At 51.5% G+C, this 13,075-nt stretch carries 15 protein-coding genes; 8 read left to right on the top strand and 7 right to left on the bottom strand.

The genetic code is table 11. The features are described 5' to 3' along the window. Positions 1-39: 39 nt before the first annotated feature. The 3 genes from I6L58_RS01870 to I6L58_RS01880 form a co-directional block, all read right to left on the bottom strand. Positions 40-1,731: a methyl-accepting chemotaxis protein gene (locus I6L58_RS01870; RefSeq protein WP_088209064.1), complete on the bottom strand. Its 1,692-nt coding sequence runs from the start codon at positions 1,729-1,731 to the stop codon at positions 40-42. Between the two features lie 159 nt (positions 1,732-1,890). Beyond that, positions 1,891-3,009 (bottom strand): S-(hydroxymethyl)glutathione dehydrogenase/class III alcohol dehydrogenase, encoded by a 1,119-nt coding sequence (locus I6L58_RS01875; protein WP_006175179.1) that lies wholly within the window; start codon positions 3,007-3,009, stop codon positions 1,891-1,893. Positions 3,010-3,042: 33 nt separating this feature from the next. Next, positions 3,043-3,318, bottom strand: a complete 276-nt coding sequence (locus I6L58_RS01880; protein WP_006175178.1) for a metal/formaldehyde-sensitive transcriptional repressor — start codon at positions 3,316-3,318, stop codon at positions 3,043-3,045. A gap of 235 nt (positions 3,319-3,553) precedes the next feature. On the opposite strand from I6L58_RS01880, the gene I6L58_RS01885 reads away from it, so the two are divergent. The 4 genes from I6L58_RS01885 to I6L58_RS01900 all read left to right on the top strand — a co-directional run bounded on the left by I6L58_RS01885 (position 3,554) and on the right by I6L58_RS01900 (position 5,493). After that, complete coding sequence (locus I6L58_RS01885; RefSeq protein WP_088209063.1) at positions 3,554-4,036, top strand: Hcp family type VI secretion system effector; 483 nt, start codon at positions 3,554-3,556, stop codon at positions 4,034-4,036. Then, positions 4,036-4,518 (top strand): DUF2778 domain-containing protein, encoded by a 483-nt coding sequence (locus I6L58_RS01890; protein WP_088209062.1) that lies wholly within the window; start codon positions 4,036-4,038, stop codon positions 4,516-4,518. The genes I6L58_RS01885 and I6L58_RS01890 overlap by 1 nt, the downstream gene beginning before the upstream one ends. Then, positions 4,519-4,749 carry a hypothetical protein gene (locus I6L58_RS01895; protein ID WP_088209061.1) on the top strand — a complete coding sequence of 77 codons (231 nt, stop codon included), beginning with the start codon at positions 4,519-4,521 and terminating at the stop codon, positions 4,747-4,749. A gap of 471 nt (positions 4,750-5,220) precedes the next feature. Next, positions 5,221-5,493: a CsbD family protein gene (locus tag I6L58_RS01900; protein WP_058608818.1), complete on the top strand. Its 273-nt coding sequence runs from the start codon at positions 5,221-5,223 to the stop codon at positions 5,491-5,493. Between the two features lie 41 nt (positions 5,494-5,534). On the opposite strand, the gene I6L58_RS01905 is transcribed toward I6L58_RS01900, so the two are convergent. Beyond that, on the bottom strand, positions 5,535-5,738 hold the full coding sequence (locus I6L58_RS01905) for a hypothetical protein (protein ID WP_006175166.1): 204 nt from the start codon (positions 5,736-5,738) through the stop codon (positions 5,535-5,537). Between the two features lie 183 nt (positions 5,739-5,921). Between I6L58_RS01905 and ycgZ the strand changes: the two genes are divergently transcribed. The 3 genes from ycgZ to I6L58_RS01915 all read left to right on the top strand — a co-directional run bounded on the left by ycgZ (position 5,922) and on the right by I6L58_RS01915 (position 6,885). After that, complete coding sequence (ycgZ, locus tag I6L58_RS22875; protein ID WP_042319765.1) at positions 5,922-6,161, top strand: regulatory protein YcgZ; 240 nt, start codon at positions 5,922-5,924, stop codon at positions 6,159-6,161. Between the two features lie 121 nt (positions 6,162-6,282). Further along, positions 6,283-6,582 carry a hypothetical protein gene (locus I6L58_RS01910; protein ID WP_006175163.1) on the top strand — a complete coding sequence of 100 codons (300 nt, stop codon included), beginning with the start codon at positions 6,283-6,285 and terminating at the stop codon, positions 6,580-6,582. Positions 6,583-6,606: 24 nt separating this feature from the next. Further along, a complete protein-coding gene (locus I6L58_RS01915) occupies positions 6,607-6,885 on the top strand; it encodes a biofilm development regulator YmgB/AriR family protein (RefSeq protein WP_006175161.1) in 279 nt (92 codons plus the stop codon). An 82-nt stretch (positions 6,886-6,967) separates the two neighbouring features. On the opposite strand, the gene I6L58_RS01920 is transcribed toward I6L58_RS01915, so the two are convergent. Next, the gene (locus I6L58_RS01920) at positions 6,968-8,431 is read right to left on the bottom strand and encodes an EAL domain-containing protein (protein WP_088209059.1); all 1,464 of its coding nucleotides are present in this window, start codon (positions 8,429-8,431) and stop codon (positions 6,968-6,970) included. A 326-nt stretch (positions 8,432-8,757) separates the two neighbouring features. Between I6L58_RS01920 and I6L58_RS01925 the strand changes: the two genes are divergently transcribed. Further along, positions 8,758-9,642: a hypothetical protein gene (locus I6L58_RS01925; protein WP_006175158.1), complete on the top strand. Its 885-nt coding sequence runs from the start codon at positions 8,758-8,760 to the stop codon at positions 9,640-9,642. A 35-nt stretch (positions 9,643-9,677) separates the two neighbouring features. Here I6L58_RS01925 and I6L58_RS01930 read toward each other — a convergent pair whose 3' ends face one another. Continuing rightward, entirely contained in the window at positions 9,678-10,853 is a 1,176-nt protein-coding gene (locus I6L58_RS01930; RefSeq protein ID WP_088209058.1) for an HlyD family type I secretion periplasmic adaptor subunit, read from the bottom strand. Beyond that, on the bottom strand, positions 10,850-13,030 hold the full coding sequence (locus I6L58_RS01935) for a type I secretion system permease/ATPase (RefSeq protein WP_088209057.1): 2,181 nt from the start codon (positions 13,028-13,030) through the stop codon (positions 10,850-10,852). The genes I6L58_RS01930 and I6L58_RS01935 overlap by 4 nt, the downstream gene beginning before the upstream one ends. Positions 13,031-13,075 lie beyond the last annotated feature (45 nt).

Below are 13,075 nucleotides of genomic sequence, written 5' to 3' on the forward strand. Positions count from 1 at the left end.
GGTCGGGTAAGCGAAGCGCCACCCGATACACTCCGCGACTCAGAACGTCTCCCAGTTATCCCCGGAAATCGTTGCCGCCTGGCGCAACGGTACGTTCTGCGCCACCGGTGCAGCCGTCACCGCGCGGCCCTGCTTCGCGCCGCTCAGACGAAATGCCCCTACCGCCTCGGTCAGACGCGCGCCCTGTTCTTCCAGAGATGCCGCCGCCGCTGAGGCTTCTTCCACCAGCGAGGCGTTCTGCTGGGTTACTTTATCCATTTCAGAGATAGCCTGGCTTACCTGAACGATACCGCGACTCTGTTCATCCGACGCGGCAGCAATTTCAAGCATGATATCGGTGACGCGTTTCACCGCATCAACAATCTCATTCATGGTGTTACCCGCTGCTACCACCTCGCCAGAGCCCTGGTCAATCAGTGAAACGGACTCGTTGATCAGGCTTTCAATCTCTTTCGCGGCGTTGGCACTGCGGCTCGCCAGGGTACGCACTTCGCTTGCCACCACCGCAAATCCACGCCCTTGTTCTCCGGCACGCGCCGCCTCTACTGCGGCGTTGAGCGCAAGGATATTGGTCTGGAAAGCAATGCTGTTGATGACGGCAGTGATTTCAGAAATTTTCTTCGAACTGGTGGAGATGTTGCCCATCGTTTTCACCACCCCGGAGACCATCTGGCCACCCCGGCTGGCTTTACCGGACGCATCCTCCGCCAGCTTGCTGGCATGGTGAGCGTTATCGGCGTTTTGCTTCACGGTTGCCGTCAGCTGCTCCATGCTGGCCGCGGTCTGCTCAATGGCGGCGGCCTGCTGTTCGGTACGCGATGACAGATCGGTATTACCGGCGGAAATCTCACTCGTGCCGCGGTAGATCTCCTCCGCTCCCTGACGCACGGTCCCTACCGTGGTCACCAGCGAGTGCTGCATCGTCTGCAGGTCCCGCGTCAGACGGCCAATCTCGCTGCGGCCCGTCGACTCGTCCGGCATCGTCAAATCGCCCTTCGCGATATTCTCGATGCGCGTAGCCGCGCGCTGGAGCGGGTTGATCACGGTACGGCGCAGCACCACGAAGGTCATCACCGTGAGCACCAGGGCTAACGCAAAAGCCCCAACCATAAACATCAGCCCCAGCTGGGTGCGGGTATACGCCTGCGTGGAGAGGGCGTTAGCGCGATCGGTACGGATCTTGATCGCCTTTAACAGCACGTCGTTATAGGCATCATCCAGCGGACGGGCGCTCTCATTTTCGTGATTGATGATGGCTTCAAACATGCCGTTTTTGGCATATTTGAGCATCGGCTGAAGACCAGCGATATAGGCATCGAAGCGGGTTTTCAGATCGCTGTCCAGGGCTTCATCCGCAGGGGAACGGACCGGACGGTTCATATAGGCGGTAAACCCCTCCTGCGACTGCTTGATGCGTTTTTCCGCCTCGGCGATGTTCTCTTTCATCGCGTCCATTTCCGCGATACGGCTCGCCGCACCGGCGTGGATCATATTGATACGGGCGGTACGCAGATGGTTCGAACTGTTCGACAGCCCCATACGTACCTGAATTTCGGATGTAACATCCTGCTGATCGGTATCGGCTTTTAGCAGGAAATACCCTGCCAGCCCTGCGCTCAGGGCGAACAGAAGAATAATGCCACCGAGAATGGAGGAAAACAGCGGAACCAGCCGGATATGATGCAAGAAGCCCAGCCGCTGCTGCGCCTGCATCGATGTTGTGTTGTCCATGACCGTCGACTCTCTTATAGGTAAGATGCGTATAAACACGCCTGTAAAATAGTCATCGGCACGGCGGGGAATTTGCTTATGGCTAAAAGCGCCAGCCAGGTCACACTTTAGAGAAGAATATGCAGGAAAGGCCAGCGGCAAAAACCGCTGGCAGAATAATTAGTTGTCGCCGAAATGTATGACGGTACGAATGGACTTGCCCTGATGCATCAGATCGAACGCTTCGTTGATCTGATCCAGCGGTAAACGGTGGGTAATGAACGGATCGAGCTGGATTTTGCCAGCCATCGCATCTTCTACCATGCCCGGCAGTTGAGTACGGCCTTTCACACCACCGAACGCCGATCCGCGCCATACGCGGCCCGTGACCAGCTGGAACGGACGGGTTTTGATCTCCTGCCCCGCACCCGCGACGCCGATGATGATGCTTTCGCCCCAGCCTTTGTGGCAGCATTCAAGCGCAGCACGCATCACATTGACGTTGCCGATACACTCGAAGCTGAAGTCAACGCCGCCGTCGGTCAGCTCAACAATCACCTCCTGAACCGGCCTTGCGTCATCATTTGGGTTCACGAAATCGGTCGCGCCCATCTCACCCGCGAGTTTGAATTTCTCCGGGTTGGTGTCCACCGCGATGATACGCCCGGCTTTTGCCTGAACCGCGCCCTGGATAACCGCAAGGCCAATTCCGCCCAGACCGAATACCGCAACGGTATCGCCCTCTTTCACTTTCGCAGTGTTGTGTACCGCGCCGATACCGGTCGTCACGCCGCAGCCCAGCAGACACACTTTATCCAGCGGTGCCTGCGGGTTAACCTTCGCCAGCGAGATCTCCGCACACACGGTGTATTCGCTGAAGGTACTGGTGCCCATGTAGTGATAAATCGGTTCACCGTTCAAGGAGAAACGGGTGGTGCCGTCAGGCATCAGTCCCTTGCCCTGGGTAGCGCGTACCGCCTGGCACAGGTTGGTTTTACCGGATTTACAGAACTTGCACTCACCGCATTCGGCGGTGTACAGCGGAATAACGTGGTCGCCGGGCTTCAGGCTGGTGACGCCCTCGCCTACTTCAACCACCACGCCGCCGCCTTCGTGGCCGAGCACCGCCGGGAACACGCCCTCCGGATCCTCACCCGACAGGGTAAAGGCGTCGGTATGACACACGCCGGTGTGGGTAATTTTGATCAGCACTTCGCCTTTTTTCGGCGGCGCGACGTCAATTTCAACGATTTTCAACGGCTGGCCTGGACCGAATGCAACAGCTGCGCGAGATTTCATAGTGTCTCTTCCCTTGTAGTGAGGTCTGTGGGTTTATTTTAGATAAGAGCGCAGCAAATGGCCGACTTCCGCCATCCGAACTGCCCGCTGATCCGGGGTTGTCTCTCCCGTGACCAGCTCATCTTTGAGGTGAATTTCGACCATTTCGCCCATCAGGCCATTCGCCGCACCGCGCACGGCGGCAATTTGCTGCAGAATGGCCAGACAGGGTTCGCCGGACTCAAGCGCACGCTCGAGGGCATCGACCTGGCCCCGGATGCGGCGTACGCGAGTAAGGATACGTTTTTTGTCAGCAGGTGAATGCGGCATACGCCCTCCTATATACTATAGGGGGGTATAGTAACGTGTTTATCGGCTTCATGTAAACATCCTTGTGTTGAGGCTTTTGGGGCAATTGTCATGAGGTCCTTCAAAAAAACCATTCGCCACATCCCTAATAACATACTTATTTATCAATATCTTATATGACATTTTTTGTCTAACTGCATTGGGGAAAGAGGTATTTATTAGATATCCGAAATGTCTACTTAAAAGGAGTTTAGCAATGGCAATTCCAGCATACCTGTGGTTAAAGGACGACGGTGGCGCGGATATTAAAGGCTCGGTAGATGTAAGGTACCGAGAAGGTTCTATTGAGGTTGTAGGGTTTGGTCATGGTATGCACCTGCCAACCGATAGCATGACGGGAAAAATCACGGGTACCCGCGTGCATAGCGCACTGGTATTCGAAAAGGAGTTCGACAGCGCCAGCCCATACTTGTACAAAGCGGTAGCCACCGGGCAGACGCTAAAATCTGCGGAATTTAAGTGGTACAAGATCAACGATGCAGGCCAGGAGGTGGAGTACTTCAATATGCTGCTTGAGAACGTCAAAGTCGTCTCGATATGCCCGCTGATGCATGACGTTAAAAACCCGGCAATGGAAAAGCACAATCATCTCGAAAACATTTCGTTGCGTTACGAGAAGATCACATGGAAGTACTGCGACGGAAATATAATTTTTGAAGATTCATGGAATGACCGCTGATGAACTTGTTGCAATGCTATTTCCAACTTAGTGGCGGAAAGTACGCAACATTAGCCGTGCCAGGCGTGGGATTTTTTCCAGCATTTTCCGGGAACGGGATCGCAACGAATGATCCAGATTGCGCAAAAATGCCAAGCATTGGGCCGCTGCCTACTGGTCGCTATTACATAGTGTTGCGTGGACTGGGCGGCTGGTACACTCAAACAAAAGATAGCGTAAACACTTTTTTTACTGGCTCGAATCGAAGTGAGTGGTTCGCGCTACTTCGTGATGATGGAGTGATAAATGATGAGACATTTGTTGAGGGAGTAAGGCGGGGTGAATTCAGATTGCATCCCATTGGGCCGTCCGGGCTGAGTAAGGGTTGCATCACGCTTTATAGTCAGAGCGACTTTAAGATATTGGCATCTGCACTGCTCAGAACGGGAGGGCAACAATTAGGGAACTATTTGATCGCGCACGGCGTTGTCCAGGTTTATTAAATGAAAGCCATCACGTTGGTTTTGATATGGTTTATCGTGGTGTTTCTGTCATTACTCACACTTTATAAACTTGTTACGCCAGAGACCCAGTACGCTATGGCGGAGCACTTTGGAATATATGGTGATGAATTAATAATGGATTTTGTTTTGTACGTTTTTTTCGCCACCGCTATTTTCCTTGCAAGCCTTGTCACTTATTGCGCTTTTTTGATCACAAAAAAATCAGGTTAAGAGAGTGGGATTAGGTGGATTTAGTACTTTCTTCAGGAGCAATGATGGTCACACCACAATTAAAAGCTCTGGGCACGATACAGGTATACTGATGAGCGCAAAAAAACATGCTCTGAGGTGGATTGCCGAAACAATGATGTTGTTCGTGATATATACACTTCTTTGCTACTTCCTTCCTGACGTGCTTCTTTATCACCTGTACACCAGAAATTTCGGTTTTGTCACAGAGCTGGACTGGAACGACAATTACACCACTATTTTATTCATTTTATCCTTTATCATCAATGCGTTATTAATTTATCTCTGTGGATTATATAAACAAAAATAACTTAACAGTTGTCAGCCGCACCCAGGCTACCCAACAGGGAGACATATCCTAAAAAGGCCTCCAAACGCATCACTTTTAAGGTTAAAGCACATAAATTCTGAAACTGGGTCTATCCTTAAACTATCTACAAAAGGAGGGAAACAATGTCTGATTTTAATGCTGATAAGAATGCCGACTACGCGGGCGACAAAGCGAAAAACAAACTTGATGAACTGGCAGGCTCTGCACAGCAGCAGTTTGGCGATGTCGTTGACTCACCTAAGCACCAGATGAAAGGTGCTGCGAAAAAATACGCTGCTCAGGCCAGCGATGCCGTTTCGGATGTGACGGAAGCGGTCAGAAATAATCCGCTGTCAGGCCTCATTGCTGCGGGTGCAGTAGGTGTGGTGCTTGGCCTTCTGCTCGGCCGTAAATAATATCAGGCCCCACGGGGCCTTTTTTCTTGCTGCGTTAGCGTTCAATAAATATCTGCTCCAGACTCTCCCAGAAGTTCTGACAAAACAACGGCCTCCGCCGAAGAACATACTTCGATATCCTCTCCCATTAAGTGCCAGACGCCCCTCGTCTGCTCGCCCTTCTCTACATCCGTCGCGGGAATGTCAGAGTAGCGGGCTTTCTGCACGATGCCCCTGAACTTTATCCAGTAGTAACCGTCTTGCATGGAATACCCTCCTTTTCGGTATGGAAAAAGTATTGCAGAGAATCTGAAAATGTGTGCTTAAGCAGGAGAATATATTCTTCACAAAAATGAAAAAGTTGTACACTTTCTCTGTACAGATTTACCAGGATGGTATAGATTCAATCACATCGATGTTACGAAAATGTTTGATAACGGTGGAAAATGATGCGTCGCAACTCAGTGCCTTCGACAACAGAACACGCTATCACTTTGTATTTTAACAAAAACAACATACCAACCAAGCAGGAGACGCTCGGGTTGATCGTCAGTGAAATTATCAAAGAAAACGTACAACTGAGCAGAATGACAATTTGTACAAAGCTTCTGCGACGCATTGAAGAGTCATCCTGTGAGCACGAAAAGGCACATTACAACGGTCTCATCGCCCTCTTCTTTGAGCGCTAACCTGAAAATTGATTGTGAAGTGACAAAGTTGGTTACGCAGAGACAGAGAATATACTTATCAGTACGCGATAACTAACCCAATGTTACGGCGTCAAGGCCGTAGCAGAGTGAGATAGACGTTATGCATAGAACTAAATTTGAACGACTTAAAGATGATTTAATTGGCGAGGCCGTGTTAACCATCCTCAAGGAAAACGGGCCTATCACCTTTGCATCTCTTGCTAATCGGCTCCTTGCGATGGCGAATGTTGAGTCAAATGATGAACGCAAAAATGCATTGATTGCCGCTGAAGATGAAGTGCGTCAGCGCATAACCGGCGTTTCGAAAGATCGTGGAAGAGTGATCGGGGATTATGACGTTGGTCGAATTCGTTCACTTTTTAAAAAAGACACGCTTCTTGCGCCCGACAAAAAACACTAATTTACGACCAACACGGTGACTACCATGAGCAAAGCGATTATACAGCAAGCCTATAATTTCGAAGCACTGCATGATAAGGGACTGGCCGAGCATTTTCTTAACGCGGGTTCGCATCTTTCTGATGAGGCTGAAGTGTTAGGATCGGCAATACGGTGCATTATGCTTTGCGGTGATAACCTTTCAAATAAAGAGATTATCTTACAGCTGGTTCACGCCCTGGAAATAACGAAAGAACCTGAAGCCTGCGATGTGATCCGCAATACCCTGGAAATTGTGGTAGGCTTCACGCGAGACGATATTTAATACTTGATGGAAAAACTCTGAATTTGCGCGGGTGGGCAGCAAGGGTTAAATCACGCCCTGCTGCCCGCCAGCCACTTTTGCATTAGCTAAATAATCTCACCATACGATCTAATTCATCCTCTTTTACCGCACGCGACAAATAATATCCCTGAAAGCTTTTAATGCCTAAAGCGGCGAGTTTTTCAAATTTCTCCTCGCTGTCCACGCCTTCTGCAACGCACTCGCTTCCTGTTATATCACTGTAGAACTGAATGGTTTTGATCAGATTATAGTCATTATCATTGGCGACAAACTGTTCGACAATATCGCGATCCAGTTTCAATCCGTCAAAATGCACCTGGCGAACCGGGAACATCACATGGTGGTCTGAGAAACAATCGTCGAGGAATAATCTGCAGCCGGTATTGCGTAAACGCTGCATGGTTTCCGGGATTGCTTTATCTTTTGTGACATCAATGGTTTCAGCAAACTCAAACACAAGTTTCGACGCCCACTGCGGCTGTAAGAGCATTCCCGTCGCTTTTTTTGCCATGCCCGGCAAGGCGTTACCCGAAGCCAGTTGCGGGGGAATATTCACCGAAAAATAGAATTTACCATTGTATTTATTGATACCTGAGACAGCTGCGTGGATCACCAGCGCGGTGATTTTCAGCCATATTTCCACGCTGGAAATGTCTGTCATAAACTCGGTTGGCTTTAAGACTTTACCGTTATTGTTCCAGCGTAACAAAATTTCAAAGCCCACCCCTTTTTTAAAGCGATCGGTGATAATTTGATACACCGGGAATATTTCCCGCCTCAGTAACGCGTTAAAGATCTCGACTTCGCGCGATGAAAGTCCTTCTTCCTGCATATCCTTGTGGTTACTCTCTTCCATTCTGAACAGGTTACGATCGCTTAACCAGGGTTTTATCAGATGTAATTTTTTCACCCCTTCCTTTCGGTGAGTGTAAAGCGTTTTGTTCGACAGCCCCAAACTTTCACACTGTACTTTTATGGAAATCCCGCGGTAGAAATTCAGTAACACGTCAAGCTCGCGCCGGGTTAATCCTTTCATCGTGCCTTTATATTCACAGTAAAACGATTTTTTACTTAATAACTGAGAACGCGCCTGGCGCAGGCCATCACTCGTTTTAACGCAGTTGATGACATCAACCAGCGTGGCCACGCGTACCATAGAGAGCGTATTTTTATTATCCACCATATTTTCAAGCGTACGATACAGCCAGCTATCGGGTATCTGACCATAGAGCGTCACCGTGCGGATAACCGGCAGCACATTGAGTAACGTAGCCAATTTCTTGAGCGTATCCAGTAAGTTAACCACATCATTGTCAAGAAAGACCGATATCTCGGCATACTGATTTATAACGATATTCTTAATATCACCCTGGGCAATCGTCTCTCCGTTAAATCGGATTTGCGAAGCCGTGATCCCCTGCTCCTTTAGAAAAAGGCTGTATCCTTGATAGGTAAAACTGCAGGCTGAGATAACAAATTTTTGCTCAAGGCTGGCAGAAACTTCGAACGTATTTTGATGGGCCATGGCCTGCTCCTGAAGACAAAAAGGCGATCCTTTCCGACAGAAGACGATTCTGAGAGAAATACGGAACTAAAGGTAAAAGCTAACAACAATCATTTAACCAGATGCATATATTTATCTTACAGTACGCGCGATGGTTAATATACTGTTATCCTGCAATTGAGCCTGAACATCTTTGGGTTAATCATCTTCCGCATCCATAAGCGCAATAAATATATCTTTCTTTTCAAATAACGACGGTAAATATTCTTATGTCAGGGTATAATAAAATTCCGAAACGAAGACTGGATCCTTCATTTATCGGTTCGTTCAAATAAAGAGAAAATGCTATGGATAATCATATCTCATCCAGGGCCTTGCTACATCGAAGGGATGTCATCAAGAATAACCCCCGATTTGGCGAGGCAATACGCGAGCACTACACCATCAATGATGTCATCTATAAAAAGCAGCCCCTGTTTTACAAAACCATGCTTCAGGAATCCCGATTCAATATTATCCTCTCGATGTGCTGTTTCATCTTTGGCAATCAGGCCGAGTCGGTTTCCGAGATAAAAGAGTTATGTTCCCGTTATAAAATTGCCAGTCCTAACAGCGTTATTGCGATAATCACTCTGCTTCGAACGACCGGGCGAATCAAAACCTGGCGCTGCACCGAAGACCGACGTAAAACCAATATTGCCCCCACGCAAAAAGGACTGGAGGAACTCAAACGTTATATGTCCGGCGCATTTGTGCCCGTCAGTATTCTGTACCCTGCGTTTAACATTGATGTCAACTTACTGGATCATGACGTTTCGCGGAATAATTTCTTCCGCCGGGCGGCGGAATATCTTTTTCGGGGCTTAACCTTCAGGAAGATCTTGCCTGAAGTTGGACTTTTTATTGATAAAGACGGCGGGCGCATGATTATGCTCTATCTCTACCTGCAGGCCGTCAAAAACAAAACCGCACACGGCGCAACCATTGAATATTCACCTGCAACGCTTGCAAAAGAGTTTTTTGTTTCGCGTATTCATGTGACCCGCATTATCAAGGCAGCCCAGGAGATGGGGTATTTGAAAGATCGGGGTGACGGGCGAATGGCGATATACCCGGCGTTTATTGAACTGGTCGAAAATTATGCCGCGTTATATTTTGCCTATGTTACGCACTACATAAATATTGTTCCAAAAGAACGACGAACTGCACACATCATAACAACAACCGTATAAACTAACTGGCGTCCGGTCTCCCGAACGCCAGCTTTTTATCTTTCCCGCAACGCCTCTTTCGCTTTGTTCAGCGGCTTCAGCAGATAATCCATAATCGTTTTGCTTCCCGTTTTGATATCCACGGTGGCGATCATGCCGGGGAAAACCGGAAATTCCTTGCCCTGTTTATTGGTCAGATGATTACTGTCGGTGCGGATATAAACGCGGTAGTAATACACATCCCTTTTCACCTCATCCTGCAGCGTGTCCGGCGAAATCATCGTCACCTCACCTTCCAGCCCGCCATAAATGGAGTAGTCATAGGCAGTAATTTTTACCAGCGCCTTCTGTCCTGGATGGATAAACGCCACGTCGCGCGGAGAGATTTTCGCCTCAATCACCATCTGGTCGTCAAGCGGCACCAGGCTCATCAGTTTACCGTTGGGTGGAATGACGCCGCCCACCGTGGTCACGTCGATATCTTTAACAATCCCTCGGACCGGCGCGTTAAAGGTCAGGCGCGTCAGAGAATCCTCGCGCCCTTTCATCACCGAACGTTGCGCTTCTATTTCCGCGTTAGCCTTTGAAAGTTCCTCGCGGGCGCGGACGTAATACTGGTTTTTCATTTCGGTGATTTTGCTCTCAAGCTCATTCTTCTGACGCTCAAGACGCAACACTTCTACCTTACTGGCTGCGCCCTGGGTCACCAGCGGGCGGGTTAAGGCCAGTTCGCGCTGCACAAGCTCAGCCCCCTGACGCAGGCCGGCTAACCCTTTCTCCAGGCTCTCCCGCCGCGACTGATACAGCGCCGTTTCCTGTTTTACCAGTTCAACGTCATCGTCCAGCTCATCCGGGAACACCAGCGCCGTGTTGTTTACCTCAGCATTGAGGCGTGCGGCGGTGGCCAGCGCGGCATTCAGCCGGGATTCACTCTCCAGCACGCTGGATTCGGTTTTGGTGCGGTCCAGTTGCGCCAGCTGCTGACCGCGCTCGACGATATCACCCTCGCGCACCAGCAGGCTATGGATAATCCCCCCCTCCAGCGACTGAATCACCTGCTCGTGGGAGGACGGGATCACTTTGCCGCTACCGGTGGTCACTTCATCCAGCTGGAACAGACTCGCCCAGATGATGAACGCCGCCAGCAGCGCAAACAGCGACCATGCCACCAGCGTTGAACGCGGCAGGCGCGGCTCTTTCAGGCGGCTGTTATAACGCGTTAAATCATTCATGCTACGCCCTCCTGAGCCACCGGTGCGGGTTTCAGGGTGACGGTACGCTGCGGCGTTTTTTGCGCCGCCATTCCGTGCTGGCGCAGGATGGCATCGCGAGGACCGTCCATCACAATCTTGCCGTTTTCCAGCACGATAATACGGTCCACCAGCTCCAGAATCGGCAGTCGGTGGGTTGCCACCACCAGCGTACGACGCTTGCCCAGCCACTGATGAAGATGCTGGATAACGTGCTTCTCACTCATCTCATCCAGCCAGGCGGTAGGTTCATCCAGCAGCAAAATATTTGGCGAAGTGATGAGCGCGCGCGCCAGCAGCAGCGCCTGACGCTGACCACCCGATAAGCCAGCGCCCCCCTCGTTGATGATGTAGTTAAGCCCCATCTTCTGCTTGCGGACAAACTCCAGCGCGCCGCTGTTCACCAGCGCCTGATGGATCTCATCATCGGTCGCCAGCGGGTTGCCCATCACAATGTTGTCGCGTATAGAGCCAAAGAACAGCCGCGCCTGCTGGCTCAGCAGCTGCATATCCCGGCGCACGTCGGCCGGATCAAGGTGGTTTAGCGCAATGTCATCCAGCAGGATGCTGCCCTGCTGAGGCTCCTGCATCCCCGCCAGCACCTGCAGCAGCGTGCTCTTGCCCGAACCGTTACGCCCCAGCACCGCGATGCGCTCCCCGGCGCGGATCGTCAATTTGCTGATACTCAGCACCGTGAGTTTCTCTTCGTCGTCGTACCAGAACCCGACATCGTTGAGCGCATAGTCGCCGCGCAGATGCGCCTTGTGCACCTTTTTGCCCTGCTGCGGGTCGTCAATCGGACGCTGCATCAGTTCATCCAGCCCCTTGCGCGCCACTTTTGCCGACTGCCAGCGTGACAGCACGCCCGAGATCTGTGATAACGGCGCAATGGTGCGCGAGGCCAGAATAGAGGTCCCCACCAGCGCACCGGTGGTCATGTCGCCCGCAATCACCAGATAACAGCCCACCAGCAGAACTACGGCATAGACGATGGACTGCACTTCCTGGGTCCAGGTCAGCAGCAGCCCCGTCAGCCAGCGCTGCTTCATGCCGACGCTTGCCGCGACGTCGTTGGTGTTATTCCACTGATTCTGGAAACGCTGTTCCGCCCGCATCAGCTTGATGTCTTCGATGCCCTGCACCGCTTCAACCAGCGTTGCGTTGCGGATAGCGGATTCACGCATCCCCTCGCTGGAGAGTTTCCCTAGCGGACGCTGTACCAGCAGGCCAGGGATCAGCAGCAGCGGCACGGCGAGCAGCACCACCAGCACCAGCGGGCCGCCAATCATCCACAGGATGAAAACAAACAGCAGGAAGAACGGCAGATCGGAGATCGCCGCAATGGTGGTTGAGGTAATCAGCTCACGCACCGACTCCAGTTCGCGGATCTGCGCGATAAACGAGCCGGTGGATTTTGAGCGCGCGCCGTTTTTAATCCGCAACGCATGGGCAAACACGCGCTCGGAGATGCGCAGGTCGGCGCGCTTACCGATGACATCGGAAATGTGCACCCGCAGCATGCGCATGATGAACTCGAACAGAATGGCCACCATCACGCCGCCAAACAGCACCCACAGCGTCGCTTCCGACTGCGACGGCACCACGCGGTCATACACCTGCATCGAGAAAATCATCCCGGACAGCGCCAGCACGTTAGCCACCAGCGCGACCAGCATGATATCGCTGTAGCGCCGCCAGTCTTTCAGCGCCAGTTGCCAGAACCAGTTTTTCTCGTAGGGTTTGATGTAGTCATCGACGCGGGCATCCGGGGTGGACTCAAGCGGGCGCAACACCAGGAGCGCTTTTAAACGCGTTCCCAGCGCGTCACGCGTCAGCGTGGTCTCCAGACCACCGTCGCCGCTAAACTGCAGGCTCGCGTTCCCTTCGCTGTCCATGCGGTTAATGACCGCAATCTGTCCGCCGGTGAACTCGGCCAGCATCGGCAGACGCCATGGATCGAGTGACGCCGTCTCTGCCGCCACTTTACGCATCCCCAGCCCGAGCTGACGCGCCATCTCCTCCAGCACCAGCTGGCGTGGAGAGTGGCTCTCATGGTTAATCGTGACCCGAACATGCTCCGCCGAGAAATCAAGCCGATAGTGTTTCGCGATGATAAGCATGCCCTGCAACCAGGGTTCGTACTGCGGATGAGTCTTCATAATGCTACGTCCTGTCCAGTGCGGTGATTTCGCATCGAAATGATA

The sequence above is a fragment of the Enterobacter cancerogenus genome, assembly GCF_019047785.1.
Classification (GTDB): Bacteria; Pseudomonadota; Gammaproteobacteria; order Enterobacterales; family Enterobacteriaceae; genus Enterobacter; species Enterobacter cancerogenus.